This window comes from Candidatus Neomarinimicrobiota bacterium (genome assembly GCA_041154365.1).
Lineage (GTDB): Bacteria > Fidelibacterota > Fidelibacteria > Fidelibacterales > Fidelibacteraceae > Fidelibacter > Fidelibacter multiformis.
Map to the genome: position 1 here is coordinate 1,031,702 of AP035449.1, position 13,853 is coordinate 1,045,554.

The window sequence follows — 13,853 nt, forward strand, 5'->3', positions numbered from 1 at the left end:
ATGTCATGATCTCACGTCGTAAAACCCGTCTTGTACAGGTTGGCAATGTTGGAGTTGGTGGTGATGCCCCCATTTCGGTTCAGAGTATGGTGAACACCCTGACCACCGATATTAACCAAACGGTTTCCCAGATACACCGCCTTGAAGAAGCAGGTTGCTCCATTGTGCGGGTAACGGTTCCTGATAAAGCTTCTGCAAAGGCTTTGCCGGCTATTTTGAAACGCATATCCATCCCGTTGGTGGCGGATATCCATTTCGATTATCATTTGGCTCTGATGGCGGTGGATGCGGGAGTACAAAAAATCCGGATCAATCCGGGAAATATTGGAACCGGTGAACGGATCCGGGAAGTGTTGAGGGCCTGTGAATCGGCAAAAATTCCTATTCGGATTGGTGTGAATTCAGGATCCCTCGAACGGGAAATTATGGAAAAATACGGAGAACCTACAGTTCAGGGAATGGTTGAAAGTGGTGAGAAACATCTGAAGATTTGCTATGACTATGGATTTGAGGATGTGATCGTTGCTTTAAAATCATCCAATGTTTCCATGATGATTGAAGCGAACCGTTTGTTTGCAGAGAAATACGATGTCCCCCTTCATCTGGGGGTTACGGAAGCAGGGCCTAAAGGCAGCGGAAGCATAAAATCAGCTGTTGGCATTGGGACTCTTTTGGCGGAAGGTATTGGAGATACGTTGCGGGTATCTCTCTCCTCCGATCCGCTGGAAGAAGTAAAAGCCGGTTACCAGATATTAAAAGCACTGGGATTTCAACGACAAGGTGTGAATCTTATCAGTTGTCCGACCTGTGGCCGTATGAGTTTTGATCTTGTCCGCATTGCCTCCGAAATAGAAGCCCGAACCTCACATATAAAAGAAGCAATAAATGTAGCCATCATGGGTTGTGTGGTTAATGGTCCGGGTGAAGCCCGGGAAGCAGATATCGGAATAGCCGGCCTGGGCAAAGGTAAGGCAAGACTCTATATTCATGGGATAGCAAGGGATATCATTACAGAGAAGGATATCATTCCACGTGTATTGGATGAGATTGATCAGTTGATCAATGATGAGATACGCTGACGGACTTCGTATTCGATACGGAGTGCTTTTTCTTCATCACCGGTATGACGGTATAGGTCGGATAATTTAACAAGTTGGCGAAGTGTGTTACTGTGGGTTTTTCCCCATAACGCTTCACTGGTATTTGCTGCGAGGATTTGGTAACTCACGGCCTTTAGGGGCTCATTCAAAATCAGGCTTAATTCTGATAATCCACCATAAATCTTTTCCAGTTCCGGAGTATACACACCTGTGGACGGATCCAAAAGATTCAGTGCCTTTTCGTAGTGATTTCGGGCAGTGAGTACTGCCTTTTGTCCCCGCATATTCCGGGCGGCGATCATAAGGAGTCTTGCCTCTTTCTGTTTGGAAACATTGTGCCTGTTACCGGCAATCTCTAAACCCAACTCAGCGGTCTGACGGCCTAAATGATAATTTCCCAGATGATAGTATACAGTAGACAACAGATACAGGGGATCTATCAATTGTGGAGAGGTGCTTCCGTAATGATTTTCCAGGATTCTGACAGCCCATCGTATATAGTTTAGGGCACTTTCATATTTTTCGTAGGCCGTGTAATACAGAGCCTGGTCAAAATAAAGTTGTCCCAGTTTATCCGGTGTAATTTGATGACGATGCCTGTGGGCTTTCAGGTATTCCAGCAATTCGGCATTGATGGCAAGCGCGCCCCGAATATCATTCAGCCGATGTAAAAAACGGCTGTAGTCCCTGTATATGAGATACGTCTGTTGAATATCCGCCTGGTCCAGATCCCGAATCATGAAAAGGCACCTGGAGTAAAAATGATCGGCTGTTTCATGTTTTTTCAATTGGTCATTGATGGAAGCCAGCAGGTAGAGGGACTGTAAAATTCTGTAATGATCCACATCTTCAAAATGCCGAGCGGCATTCAGAGAAACCGATGCATGCCGCAATGCTTCCTGGTACCGGTTTTGACGATATAACATTTGACCACGCGCGTAGGATTCATCCCAGGATTCGCGATTATCACACCCGAACATGAATAAAAATAGAAAAATAAGGGCAAATCCCTGCACCAGACCGGTATATTTGTGCATTAACCCACAGCCCCGTGAATGCATAACCTTGCAAAGTATATTTTTATGGGTGATACTTTCAGGTAAGAGAGGAATCCGGGAAGACAATATGTTTTTATCCATTTTATCTGGTTTATATGTGTGCACGTTACGACTGGCTTTTTTGCTGTTATATTTTAACCAATTTATTTACATTCATCACTATGAAAAACGAGCGTAAAAGACCGGAAATATTTGAACGGATGGGGCTAACCCGGAAAAACCTGTTCATTTTTGCTGCAGGTATAATCAGCATCCTTTTGGGTTATTTTTCACTGGCCATCGGCAAGACCAACGACGTATGGTCTCTGACGATCGGCCCTGTTTTGCTGGTTCTGGGTTATGTTGTGCTCTTGCCTGTTGCTCTTGCATATAAAGATAAGAGCCACCATCCGGAAAAATAACGTCCTTCAGAAAGGAATCCGTACCGATTATTGCTGCGGGTTCTTTTTGTATCATCCTTTTTATGAGAATCGGATGGGTGAATCTGAGTTTGTCAAAGCGTTCGGGTTACCGAAGCAGATGGAACAGGAAACTGAAAATTCATGCCGCAATCACTTCAAAAAAAGGCCATATTGTTTGATTTCGACGGGGTTGTAGTCAATTCCGAACTGATATATGAAGAATATACCCGGGAGCGTTTTTTACAGTATGGGATCCAAATTCCTCCTTCAGAATGGTCACTCTTCAAAGGAATCAGTACAGATGTCTTTTTTAAGCTGGTAAAAAGTCGTTTCATTCCGGATATTGATATCCGGGAACTCAGGGAGGAATGGCAGATTGGTTTGCGGGAAACCATGCGGAAGAAACTGGCATATACTCCCTATTTTTGTCATTTTTATCAGAAAATTTCTTCCTATTTTAAAACGGCTCTTGTCACATCTTCCCGGCGGGAAATGGTAGACTGGATTTTTCAGAATACACTGATTGAAAATGTCTTTTCTCTCATCGTTACCTCAGATGATGTAACAAATACAAAACCCCATGCGGAACCTTATTTGAAAGCATCTGAAAAACTTGGTGTGGCCATTCAGGATTGTATTGTGATCGAAGATAGCCTAAGGGGAATAAAAAGCGGTAAAGAATCGGGTGCTTTTGTGATTGCCATTACGACAACCCATTCCCGTCACGAAATGAAAGATGCCGATTTGGTGATTGATTCATGGAACGACCTGAGTCTGGAAAAATTATGGACTATATGACAGATCAGACCATTGTGCTGGCAGGTGATCTGGTGACCCTGACAAATCCTGAAGACAGTCATGCCTCTTTTTTTTATGAACTTGCCTCGGATGAACAACTGCGTTATTACAGTTCAGACGAACCCTTTCGGAAACTACAACCTGAAGAATTTATCTATTATTATCTCACACGCCTTATGCCGTCAACAAGGTACTATTTACCTTTTGTCATACTGGACAAAGATACGGGCCAGCCTGTGGGGCAAATTCATGCCGGACGAATCGATCAGGACAATCAGAATTGCATGATCGGATTTGAAATTCATCCCAGGTTTCAACAACGCGGATATGGAACTGATGCGGTGGAAACCCTTCTGGATTACCTTTTTTTTGATATGCAACTCCACCGGGTTGGAGCCGAAGTTTATGAATACAATCAGGCCAGCCGGAAAGTGTTGAAAAAGCTCGGCTTTTCCCAGGAAGGCAGACTGACAGAGTGGCTTTACAGAAATGGGAAATACTGGGATAAACTCCTTTATGGCATTCTCCGGAATGAATGGATAAATTCTGCCGATGATGAATAATAAACTGTCCAGATATCTATTTTCATTTGATCGCCGTTTATGGGTGCTCATGCTGGGCTGGTTTATCAGTTCATTGGGTTTTGGAGCGGTTGTTCCCTTTGTAAGTATCTATTTTCATACAGAACTGGGTGTCCCCATGAGCTTGATCGGCTCTTTTTTTCTGGTAGCTGCAGTATTGCGGAGCAGTTCACAGATTATTGGGGGTGAGTTGTCGGACAGGATCGGAAGACGCCGGTTATTGATTATTTCCCAAGCCAACCGGGCTGCGGTTTTTATTGCCACAGGGGTCGCCATTGCCTTCCAGGCGGGATTCTGGGTGATTGCCGGAATATTAATGCTGAATTACCTGCTCTCATCCTATTTTCAGCCTGTGGCCAGTGCCATGATTGTGGATCTGGTTCCAAAAGAAAAGAGGGTGGAAGGGTATTCGGTGCTACGGACCGCCGGTAATGCCGGCTGGGGGACAGGTCCTGCCATCGGAGGATTTCTGGCGTATTACGGATATGAATACCTTTTCTATTTTTGCGGAATCAGTGCATTGATTTCAGGTATCCTTATCTGGACTTTTGTCGGAGAAACCTTTCGGAAATCTGAAAATTCATCTTCTGAATCCTTCATGGCTTCTTTCAGTGTTCTTAAAAACAATCCAACTTTCAATGTCTTTATGATTTCTGCTTTGCTCCTTTTTCTTACCATGGGACAGCTGGTTTCCACACTGTCTGTTTACATGAGCAAAACCCTGGAATTTTCTTCCCGGAGCATCGGATGGGTTTATACCTATAACGCTTTGCTTGTGATTCTTTTCCAAATTCCCGTCAGCCGGATGATCCGGAAAATCAACATGTTCAAACTCATGATTATCTCTTCTTTTCTATATTTCATCGCCTATGCCCTCATGGGCTGGGTGCATACATACCCCTTGATCCTGCTCATGATTACAATTATTACAAGCGGTGAAATTATCGGAATCCCAACGGGAAATACGATTGTCAGTTATATGTCCCCCGAAGGAAAACACGGCCGGTACCAGGGAATCTACAGCCTGGCAACCACACTCGGCTGGTCTGTTGGTCCCTTTATCGGTGGAGTAAGTATGGATTTACTGCCGGATCCCAAAGTTTTATGGTTTGTGCTGTCTCTTTTCAGTTTTATGGCTGTCTGGGGATTCTTATGGCTAAAACATCATGAAAAAGCCTGTTGCGGATCTGCTGAACCGTTATAACATTTCAAATTTATGCTCCGGATCCCGAACCGTTAAAACCGGTACCGGTGATTTCCGAACCACTTTTTCTGCGGTTGATCCGAAAAGAATATGTGAAATACCTGTCAGTCCGTGGGTGGACATGATGATGATATCAAATTCTTCCTCTTTGGCACAGCGGATAATTTCTTCAAAAGACCGTCCATACCGGATAATCGGTGTCGCTTTAATCTTATCCGGGATTTTTTCACGAATGATTTTATCCAGGGATTCCTGCGTGTATTCCCGGGACTTTTTCTCCAATTCGGCGATATCGTAACTTTCCCAGGTGAAATCTGTAGGTGCGATAATGGGTTCAATGACATGTAAAAGACCGATTTCCGCCTTGAATTTATCGGCAAATTCCACAGCATAAGTCAATGCATAGTGGGCATAATCGGAAAAATCAGTCGTTAAAAGAATCTTTTTTATCTTCATGGTCATGTCCTCCTTTAAATTTATAATATTAATTATTTTCTTTTAAATCAATATGGAGTTTCCAAATAAAAAAAACACCCCGGCGGGGAAAAGACCGGGGTGTGTTATTGAGAACGAAATGAAAACTTCACTTCGTCAGAACTCACACATGTTTGTCCGCATAGTCAAAACCCGTCTGAAATGCTTTTTGGTTGATTTCATGAAAGGCTTTGTTTTTCAGGATCTGGGGAAGAGCCCAACGGATGTAATGATCACTCAGGATCTGTTTTTTTAGATAGGCAAAGATTCCCAGGACTATCATATTTGCTGCTTTTGTACTTCCCAGCTTGTCTGCCATTTCTGTTGCAGGCAATCCAATAACAGTTACATCATCCCGGGAGGGAGGCGTATCTATCAGGCCGCTGTCGTATATGATTGTTCCGCCACTCACTACATCATTTTCAAATTTTTCCAGTGAGGGTTTATTCATAACGATCAGGGTTGTTGGATTGGCAACCAGGGGTGCTCCAATCCGTTTATCTGAGATTTTCACACTGCAATTGGCCGTTCCACCTCGCATTTCGGGTCCATAGCTTGGCAGCCAGCTGACTTCGTACTGGTGTCCCATGGCGACATTGGCAATCACATATCCCAAACTCAAGAGCCCCTGACCTCCAAATCCGGCAATTTTCAATTCTTCATGAAAATTGTTTTTTTCAGGCGTGGGAACAACATCCTCTTTTTCGGATAAGTGACTGATATCCATCAATTTGTGATAATCTTTAAATGATGGGGTTTCCTGTTTGATGATGATGGGTTCCCGTTCTTCGATGACATCTTTAAATACGCCAGGGACAAAATATTTGGACAGGACTGAATCAATCCAGTTCTTTGCCTCCTGAGGGGTCATTTTCCATCCGGTGGGGCATCCTGACAGAACTTCCACGAAGGAAAATCCTTTATGGTCGATTTGAGCTTTCAGGGCTTTCCGGACAGCCTTCCGGGTTTTCGCAATATTTCTGGCATCGGTCAGCATGCATCGTTCAACATAGACCGGTGCTTCAAGTGTGGCGATGATTTCAGACATCCGGATAGGGAATCCTTCACTGTGACTGTTTCTGCCATAAGGTGTGGTTGTAGTCTTTTGTCCGATCAATGTCGTCGGAGCCATTTGGCCCCCGGTCATACCATAAATCGCGTTATTGACGAAAAAGACGGTCATGGCTTCGCCCCGGTTTGCCGCCTGAATGATTTCATTGGCACCGATGGCTGCCAGATCACCGTCTCCCTGATACGAAATAAGGATGGAATCCGGATTAGCCCGTTTGTAACCGGTTCCAACTGCCGGTGCCCGGCCATGGGCACTTTGAATGTTGCCTGTATCAAAATAATAATAGGCAAAGACAGAACAACCTACGGGACTTACAAGTACCGTTTTATCCTGGATGTCAAAATCGGATACAGCCTCGGCGATTAGCTTATGGAGTATTCCATGTCCACAACCCGGACAATAGTGGGTTGCTTTTAGTTCCGAATCTCCTTTACGTACAAACGTGTCGTAAAAGGTCTCGGGCTTTTGCAGAACTTTATTGTGTTGAATTGTCATGACTGCCTCATATTTTTCATTATTTCCGCACTGATCTCCTTGATGGTTGGAAGATTACCCCCCATTCTTCCATAAAACAGAACAGGTTTTCGTCCGTTCACAACCAGTTTTACATCATCTACCATCTGTCCGTTATTTAGTTCAAACACATTGAAAAAACGGACATTCTTTTTTGAGGCATAAACATCTATGATTTTCCTGGGGAAGGGGAAGAGGGTGATGGGACGAATTAAACCCACAGGAATGCCTTCAGCTCTCATTTCATCCACCACAGACTGAAGCAGGCGGCTTACAATCCCAAAGCCACACAAGAGGATTTCCGCATCATCACTCCGGTATTCTTCACAGCGGACCTCTTTTTCCTCGATAATAGCATATTTTTTCTGAAGTTTTTGATTATGGACTTCCAGACGATCCGGATCGAGTTCTATGGAAGAGACGAGATTTTCCCGGGTTTCTGCCGTGGCTTTTACAGCCCAGTCTTTTTTAGGGAAGGATGTCACCGGCTGGGGAAATTCAACCGGTTCCATCATTTGTCCGATGGTCCCATCTGCCATGATCACAGTTGGATTTCTGTATTTATCTGCCAATTCAAAGGCCAGCATAGTCAGGTCGCACATTTCCTGGGCACTGTTGGGTGCCAGTACGATCAATTTGTAATTTCCGTGACCGCCTCCTTTGACAATCTGATTGTAATCTCCCTGTTCCGGCGCAATATTTCCAAGCCCCGGTCCACCCCGGGTAATATCCACAATCACACAGGGTAATTCAGAACCGGCCAGGTAAGAAATGCCTTCCATTTTGAGGCTGATGCCCGGACTGGAGCTGGCCGTCATACACCGAACTCCACTGGAAGCAGCTCCGTAAAGCATGTTGATGGCCCCGATTTCACTCTCTGCCTGAAGAAAGGTTCCCCCGACTCTTGGGAATAGCAGAGCTGATCCTTCGGCTATTTCACTGGCAGGGGTGATGGGATATCCGAAATAATTCCGGCAACCTGCCAGCAATGCTCCTCTTACAACGGCATCATTTCCTTTTATAAGTACTTTTTTCATAAAACCCTCACGATATGGGATTTAAACATTCGGCACAAAGAACAATATCTTTTCCATTCTTTGCGTGATACACTTTGGTTTCTTTTTGACACACCGGGCACATGGCTTTTTCCGGCCAGGTATCCCAGCCTTTAAAAACGGTGATTGCTCCCGGTTCCGGACAGGTATAATAACAAATCCCACAACCGGTACACCCTTCTCCGGTGTACGTTGCCGGTTTGTATCCCATGTGATTCAGTTTTTCGGCCAGTTTGAGCACATGGACCGGACAAGCTTCAATACATAACTGACAGCCCTTGCATTCCGATGCCTTGATGATCACATGGCCTTTTGATGCGCTCATATTATCTCCTTAGCTATACGTTGAATTCTCAATTCCCAATTCTCAATTCTCAATTCTCAGTTCTCAATTGAACTCTGCTTCTTATTCTCCCAGTCATACCCTCAAATTTCTCTCCCAGGCGGCTTTTGCCAGTTCTTCCCGGAATTTGGGATGAGCAATGTTGATCAGGGCTTTTGCTCTCTCCCGGAAAGATTTACCATGGACATAAGCCACACCGTATTCTGTAACGATATAGTGGACATCCGCACGGGTTGTGGTGACGGAGGCCCCTTGCTTTAAAAACGGGACAATCCGGCTGATTTCTCCGCATTTGGCTGTTGATGTCAGAGCGAGAATTGCTTTGCCGCCGGGACTCATTTTTGCACCGCGGAAAAAATCCACCTGTCCACCAATTCCACTATAATTCATGGTTCCAATGCTATCTGAACAAATCTGTCCCGTAATATCTACTTCAATTGCTGAATTGATAGATACCATTTTCGGATTTTGGGCGATGACCCGGGGATCATTGATATATTCCTGAACATGAAATTCAACCAAAGGATTGTCATCAATAAAATCAAAAAGACGGCGGGTACCCAGGACGAAACCGGCTGTCATCTTTCCCCTGTGAATGATTTTTTGAGAATTGTTAATGATGCCTTTTTCTACCAGTTCAATAACCCCGTCGGAAAACATTTCAGTATGAATCCCCAGGTTCTTTTTGTCATGAAGATGATTCAATACTGCATCGGGTATGCCACCGATACCAGTCTGCATGGTGGCTCCATCATCAATGAGCTCGGATATGTACTGTCCGATCTTTGAGAATTCTTCAGTCACCACAGGCCTGGGAAGTTCATGGACCTCTGTTTCCGCTTCCACAATAAAATCCAGTTCGTCTATGTGGATAAAATTATCTCCATGGACCCGGGGCATTCGGGAATTCACCTGGGCGATGACAATATCGGCTGTTTTTGTGACTGCACGGGTATGATCCAGGGATACACCAAAACTGCAGTATCCGTGCCGGTCCGGTGGTGAAACCTGAATCAATGCGACATTCACTTTTATTTGTCCGGACCAGAAAAGCCCCGATACCTCATGAAGAAAAATGGGTACAAAATCCCCCCGGCCTTCCTTGATGGCCTGACGGGTATTGGCTCCGGAAAATAAACTGAGAGTTCTGAAATGTCCTTCCATTTCCGGCTTGGTATAGGCAGCTTTTCCAAAGGTCAATATGTGGGCCATGGTGACATTTTCCAGCTCAGGGGCACGGGCGACAAGAGCATCAATCAGGTGTTCCGGAACCGCACAGTTCGAATGAACATAAACAGTATCTCCCGATTTTACGGTCTTTACCGCATCTTCAGCCGTTGTGATTTTTGCTTCATAACGTGTCTTCCAGGTCATGGGCTCTCCAAATGCATGTCGTGTTTATGGTTAGAGTATGATAGTTCAGGCAAACAAATAACTTCAAATTTCATGCCAAAAATATATTCAGTATCAATCCCCTTTCTGTTCTGCTTTCCATAACCACGGATATAGCAGATATTCTCAAAAATGATAAAACCACACGCACAGATAAGAATACACAGTTTATATCAGGAATGATCTTCAGGGGCAATGAATCCAAGTGATTTTTGATTATCCCTGTCCATATAGATATGAAAGTATTGTGCCTGAAAACATCGTGGGACCTGATAGACTTTTAGTACTTTTTGAAACCGTTCATAGGTTGGCACCAGTTGTCCCAGCATGTTATCACAGGTGTCAAAAACGCCAGGGTTGAAAAAGGTGCTGCTTAAATCGGGATATAAGGGCATATAAAATATATTTGCCTCCACCAGATCCTGAAAAAAGTGGGTCCCGTAGGAGACTTCCGGCGTATATCCACCAGATTCCCGGGCAATTTCAAAAATCATTTTGGTTTTATTGATATCTGAATAACGTGTTGGAATTCCCAGCTTGATATTGCTGCTTCCCCATCGTCCTGGACCCAGGAGGATGAATCGTTTCCCTTCCAGGAGCCGGTTTAATTTACTGATGACCCGTGCCAGGAGAGACTTGTCATTATCCGGAATTTCATTATAATCCAAGGGGTCACAGTAAATAATGTATTCGATATTTCTTAATACACCGCAAGGTACATCCCGTTCGGTCCGGAAGAATATCTTGTTTTCCGGTACATGATCCGGTAATTGAATTTTTTCCTCAACCAGCCTGTGAGTCAGGGGGCGACATTGAAGGAGATAAAATTTTTGGTTTGCATAGGCAAATTCCAGATCCACGGGACAATTGTAGGCTTTTTCCAGTTTTTTCAGCATCCGGCCGATAAGTTCAGGGAATTTTTTATCTTTCAGCAGATTGTTGAAAGTAATGACCGGCTGGCCTTCTTCCTGATAAGAGACATTTCCGATAGGATCGGTGATATGATTGTCCTTGAAAGTGCTGATAATTTTTGACAATTCCGGTGTTTTAATTTTATCCAGGATTTCATCCAGTGTCATCGTGACGAATGTATTGGATCTGAGGTCAATCACGTCTACTTTTTTCTGGGAATAGAACTTGATTTCCCGGGGTGTGGCTTCCGGTCTGAGCAAAGGTTTTGTGAGTCCGATCATTCGGGGATAATCGCTCACACGGTCTACTGCCCGGGTACCCATGCCAAAAACAAGGCGTACAAGGCCGTCTTCATATTTCAGTTGCTGGGTCCACCGGTACTCATTCCGTCCAAAAGCAACTCCGGCCCAAAGGGGCATGAAATAATCCCCAAAGCGCTCACCCACCACTTTTTGGATCAGGATGGCAACACTTTCAAAATAATCCAACAAATCATGTTCTTTCCGGTATTCCAACGGATCCGGTCCGAGTCCGGAACTGTAAACTTCACCAATGGCAGCAATCAAAGCAGAAAGCCGGTCATCAAGCGAACCCTGATTCGCCAGAAAAATACTGTCATATTTTCCTGAAAAGGAGGTGCCGAAATTATCTTCCAGCAGGGAACTGCTCCGGACAATGAGGGGGACTTCGCCGATTTTATCCAGCAGATGTCTTAACTGCCGTTTAATGGCCGGCTGAAAATCGGCGTTTTTAAATAGTTCACGGATCAGGGGGTATTCATCATGAATTTCATCAATGCTTTTATATTTCTGGTTTTGATATTCCACCAGTCCGTTATATGCCAGAAAGTCTTCAAAAACATCGGTTCGCAGGTAATAAGATTCAGGGACATATACATTTTTCTGAAAATACTCATAATCCTCATCGCCGGAATATTCATCTGTGAGAATTTTATATGCAAGAATGAGTCCAGCTGCTTTACCGCCGATTTTCCCTGTCCCCGTTTCTGATCCCAGGGTTCGTTTGATAATCGGATCGAGATCTGTAATCCGGATATGTTTGCGGGCAATGCGAATAAACTGGAGATTGTCGCTGATAAAATTCTTCAGCAACGCCACCCGGATACCGGTTGCCATGGATAGAGGGATGGGCTCTGCTTCCGGAAGATTGCAGAATTCATGGACCTTTTCAGCCAAAAGCCAGAAGGATACCCCGGGGAGATTGGCAATATTTTCCAGGGCAAAAGCTTTTTCCGTTTTTGATACATAATTCACTATCCGGTCAATTTCCTCGATGGAGAAATTTTCCGAAGCATGTTTAATGACCATTTTCCGGATATACTCTTTTTCCTTTTTACCCCACTGGTGGACTTTACCTGCGTTGGGATTATACTTTTTTTTATCTCCGGTATCGGGAAGAGAGGCTGCCATTTCACGGCTGTGTTGATAAATTTTATCAATGGATACGATTTTCCGGTTATGGAGCTGAATCAGAAGATTCTGAATGATTTTTTCCGCCAGATTGGGATGTTTTTGAAGGATGTTATTCAGATGTTCATACGTCTTGTCTATCACAGCTTCCTCTTCTCTCTTTCCGTAATATAATGATAATCCGGTTATGAAAAACAGGTGTAAAAAAAAGAGGGTGCGTTTGCACCCTCTCAATCAATGTGGCAGGGATCAGATCCATCCCCGCAATTTTGCCGCTCTGGCAACCCGGGCGATGGATACCATGTAGGCTGCTTTGCGCATATCAACTTTTTTATCGTATTTGCAATACATATCGTAAACAGCTTTAAATGCCGCCGTCATCTTCTGATCCAGCCGTTCATTCACTTCAGCTTCTTCCCAGTAGAAATTGTAGGCATTCTGAACCTGTTCGAAATAGGAGACGGTTACACCACCGGAATTGGCCAGAAAATCAGGAACGACGAATTTTTTGTTCTTGAAAAGAATGACATCGGCTTCAGGGGTTGTGGGGCCATTGGCCAGTTCAACAATCACATCGGCCTTGATACGATCTGCATTTTCTGCTGTGATCTGACTTTCAAGGGCTGCAGGGATCAGGATATCAACACTCATCTCCAGTACGTCCATGGGATTATCAAAGGCTTTCATACCTTCTTCCGTATATCCTTCAAGGGATCCGTGTTTTCCCACATATTCAAACATCGCATCAGTGTCGAATCCTTTCATCTTATAATAGGCACCGCTGATATCGGAAATCCCCACGATTTTACAACCGGCTTCTTTAAAGAGGACGCCTGCCCATCCCCCGACATTACCGAAACCCTGAATGGCAACGGTTTTACCTGCCAGGGCTTCACCCCGGGCTTTTATGGCTTCACGGGCGATGAACAAACCACCCCGGGCTGTTGCGGCGGCACGCCCTTTAGAACCGCCGATATCAATGGGTTTTCCTGTGATAACACCCGGCATGCTTTCACCTTTGATCTTTTCGTATTCATCCATCATCCAGCTCATGATCTGAGGAGTGGTGTATACATCGGGAGCCGGCACATCTACCGTGGGACCGATATCCTTGGCGATGGCGCCAATAAAGGCACGGGCCAGCCGTTCTTTCTCAGTATCGGATAATTCCTGGGGATTACAGGTTACACCACCTTTTCCCCCGCCCAGAGGGATATCAACAACTGCCGTTTTCCATGTCATCCAGGCAGCTAAAGCCCGAACAGTGTCGATGGTTTCATCCGGATGCCAGCGAAGTCCGCCCTTTGTGGGACCCAGAGCCCGGTTGTACTGAACACGGTATCCCTTAAAGACCTTTATGCTACCATCATCCATGCGGACAGGGAGCGTCACAACAATCTCTTTTTGGGGCCACCGTAAAAATTCCCGTGTGGACTTATCCAGTCCTAACAGTTCACACGCTTCATCGAGTTGCTGCTGAGCCATCTCAAAGATGTTCTGCGATTTGGACATTCTTTCCT

Annotated in this window: 13 protein-coding genes; 5 read left to right on the forward strand and 8 right to left on the reverse strand. The window is 44.7% G+C overall.

What is annotated here, in order from left to right:
* The first annotated feature begins 5 nt into the window (after positions 1 to 5).
* Positions 6 to 1,079 carry a flavodoxin-dependent (E)-4-hydroxy-3-methylbut-2-enyl-diphosphate synthase gene (ispG, locus tag strainIA91_RS04505; RefSeq protein ID WP_400167937.1) on the forward strand — a complete coding sequence of 358 codons (1,074 nt, stop codon included), beginning with the start codon at positions 6 to 8 and terminating at the stop codon, positions 1,077 to 1,079.
* Here the strand turns inward: ispG and strainIA91_RS04510 are convergent.
* Entirely contained in the window at positions 1,052 to 2,137 is a 1,086-nt protein-coding gene (locus tag strainIA91_RS04510) for a hypothetical protein (protein WP_400167938.1), read from the reverse strand. The genes ispG and strainIA91_RS04510 overlap by 28 nt on opposite strands.
* 182 nt (positions 2,138 to 2,319) lie before the next feature.
* Between strainIA91_RS04510 and strainIA91_RS04515 the strand changes: the two genes are divergently transcribed.
* The 4 genes from strainIA91_RS04515 (at position 2,320) to strainIA91_RS04530 (ending at position 5,142) form a co-directional block, all read left to right on the forward strand.
* On the forward strand, positions 2,320 to 2,559 hold the full coding sequence (locus strainIA91_RS04515) for a hypothetical protein (RefSeq protein ID WP_400167939.1): 240 nt from the start codon (positions 2,320 to 2,322) through the stop codon (positions 2,557 to 2,559).
* 141 nt (positions 2,560 to 2,700) lie between these two features.
* Positions 2,701 to 3,357, forward strand: coding sequence for an HAD family hydrolase (locus strainIA91_RS04520; protein ID WP_400167940.1), 657 nt, complete (start codon positions 2,701 to 2,703; stop codon positions 3,355 to 3,357).
* Positions 3,354 to 3,920 (forward strand): GNAT family N-acetyltransferase, encoded by a 567-nt coding sequence (locus tag strainIA91_RS04525; RefSeq protein ID WP_400167941.1) that lies wholly within the window; start codon positions 3,354 to 3,356, stop codon positions 3,918 to 3,920. Before strainIA91_RS04520 ends, strainIA91_RS04525 begins: the two co-directional genes overlap by 4 nt.
* Entirely contained in the window at positions 3,910 to 5,142 is a 1,233-nt protein-coding gene (locus tag strainIA91_RS04530) for an MDR family MFS transporter (protein WP_400167942.1), read from the forward strand. The genes strainIA91_RS04525 and strainIA91_RS04530 overlap by 11 nt, the downstream gene beginning before the upstream one ends.
* On the opposite strand, the gene strainIA91_RS04535 is transcribed toward strainIA91_RS04530, so the two are convergent.
* The 7 genes from strainIA91_RS04535 to strainIA91_RS04565 form a co-directional block, all read right to left on the reverse strand.
* The gene (locus strainIA91_RS04535) at positions 5,137 to 5,598 is read right to left on the reverse strand and encodes a universal stress protein (protein WP_400167943.1); all 462 of its coding nucleotides are present in this window, start codon (positions 5,596 to 5,598) and stop codon (positions 5,137 to 5,139) included. The two genes, strainIA91_RS04530 and strainIA91_RS04535, sit on opposite strands and share 6 nt — an antisense overlap.
* 142 nt (positions 5,599 to 5,740) lie before the next feature.
* The gene (locus tag strainIA91_RS04540; protein WP_400167944.1) at positions 5,741 to 7,183 is read right to left on the reverse strand and encodes a 2-oxoacid:acceptor oxidoreductase family protein; all 1,443 of its coding nucleotides are present in this window, start codon (positions 7,181 to 7,183) and stop codon (positions 5,741 to 5,743) included.
* On the reverse strand, positions 7,180 to 8,238 hold the full coding sequence (locus tag strainIA91_RS04545; protein WP_400167945.1) for a 3-methyl-2-oxobutanoate dehydrogenase subunit VorB: 1,059 nt from the start codon (positions 8,236 to 8,238) through the stop codon (positions 7,180 to 7,182). Before strainIA91_RS04545 ends, strainIA91_RS04540 begins: the two co-directional genes overlap by 4 nt.
* Positions 8,239 to 8,245: 7 nt before the next feature.
* Positions 8,246 to 8,581, reverse strand: coding sequence for a ferredoxin family protein (locus tag strainIA91_RS04550; RefSeq protein ID WP_400167946.1), 336 nt, complete (start codon positions 8,579 to 8,581; stop codon positions 8,246 to 8,248).
* Positions 8,582 to 8,674: 93 nt separating this feature from the next.
* The gene (locus tag strainIA91_RS04555; protein ID WP_400167947.1) at positions 8,675 to 9,973 is read right to left on the reverse strand and encodes an acetyl-CoA hydrolase/transferase family protein; all 1,299 of its coding nucleotides are present in this window, start codon (positions 9,971 to 9,973) and stop codon (positions 8,675 to 8,677) included.
* Positions 9,974 to 10,164: 191 nt separating this feature from the next.
* Positions 10,165 to 12,477 (reverse strand): PEP/pyruvate-binding domain-containing protein, encoded by a 2,313-nt coding sequence (locus strainIA91_RS04560; RefSeq protein WP_400167948.1) that lies wholly within the window; start codon positions 12,475 to 12,477, stop codon positions 10,165 to 10,167.
* 105 nt (positions 12,478 to 12,582) lie between these two features.
* Positions 12,583 to 13,845 (reverse strand): Glu/Leu/Phe/Val dehydrogenase, encoded by a 1,263-nt coding sequence (locus tag strainIA91_RS04565; protein ID WP_400167949.1) that lies wholly within the window; start codon positions 13,843 to 13,845, stop codon positions 12,583 to 12,585.
* Positions 13,846 to 13,853: the final 8 nt, after the last annotated feature.

Coding starts and splice junctions, on each gene's coding strand:
- strainIA91_RS04530 (WP_400167942.1), top strand. CDS start 3,910: ATGATGAATAATAAACTGTCCAGATATCTATTTTCATTTGATCGCCGT.
- strainIA91_RS04520 (WP_400167940.1), top strand. CDS start 2,701: ATGCCGCAATCACTTCAAAAAAAGGCCATATTGTTTGATTTCGACGGG.
- ispG (WP_400167937.1), top strand. CDS start 6: ATGATCTCACGTCGTAAAACCCGTCTTGTACAGGTTGGCAATGTTGGA.
- strainIA91_RS04565 (WP_400167949.1), bottom strand. CDS start 13,845: ATGTCCAAATCGCAGAACATCTTTGAGATGGCTCAGCAGCAACTCGAT.
- strainIA91_RS04535 (WP_400167943.1), bottom strand. CDS start 5,598: ATGAAGATAAAAAAGATTCTTTTAACGACTGATTTTTCCGATTATGCC.
- strainIA91_RS04555 (WP_400167947.1), bottom strand. CDS start 9,973: ATGACCTGGAAGACACGTTATGAAGCAAAAATCACAACGGCTGAAGAT.
- strainIA91_RS04525 (WP_400167941.1), top strand. CDS start 3,354: ATGACAGATCAGACCATTGTGCTGGCAGGTGATCTGGTGACCCTGACA.
- strainIA91_RS04540 (WP_400167944.1), bottom strand. CDS start 7,183: ATGACAATTCAACACAATAAAGTTCTGCAAAAGCCCGAGACCTTTTAC.
- strainIA91_RS04515 (WP_400167939.1), top strand. CDS start 2,320: ATGAAAAACGAGCGTAAAAGACCGGAAATATTTGAACGGATGGGGCTA.
- strainIA91_RS04545 (WP_400167945.1), bottom strand. CDS start 8,238: ATGAAAAAAGTACTTATAAAAGGAAATGATGCCGTTGTAAGAGGAGCA.
- strainIA91_RS04550 (WP_400167946.1), bottom strand. CDS start 8,581: ATGAGCGCATCAAAAGGCCATGTGATCATCAAGGCATCGGAATGCAAG.
- strainIA91_RS04510 (WP_400167938.1), bottom strand. CDS start 2,137: ATGCACAAATATACCGGTCTGGTGCAGGGATTTGCCCTTATTTTTCTA.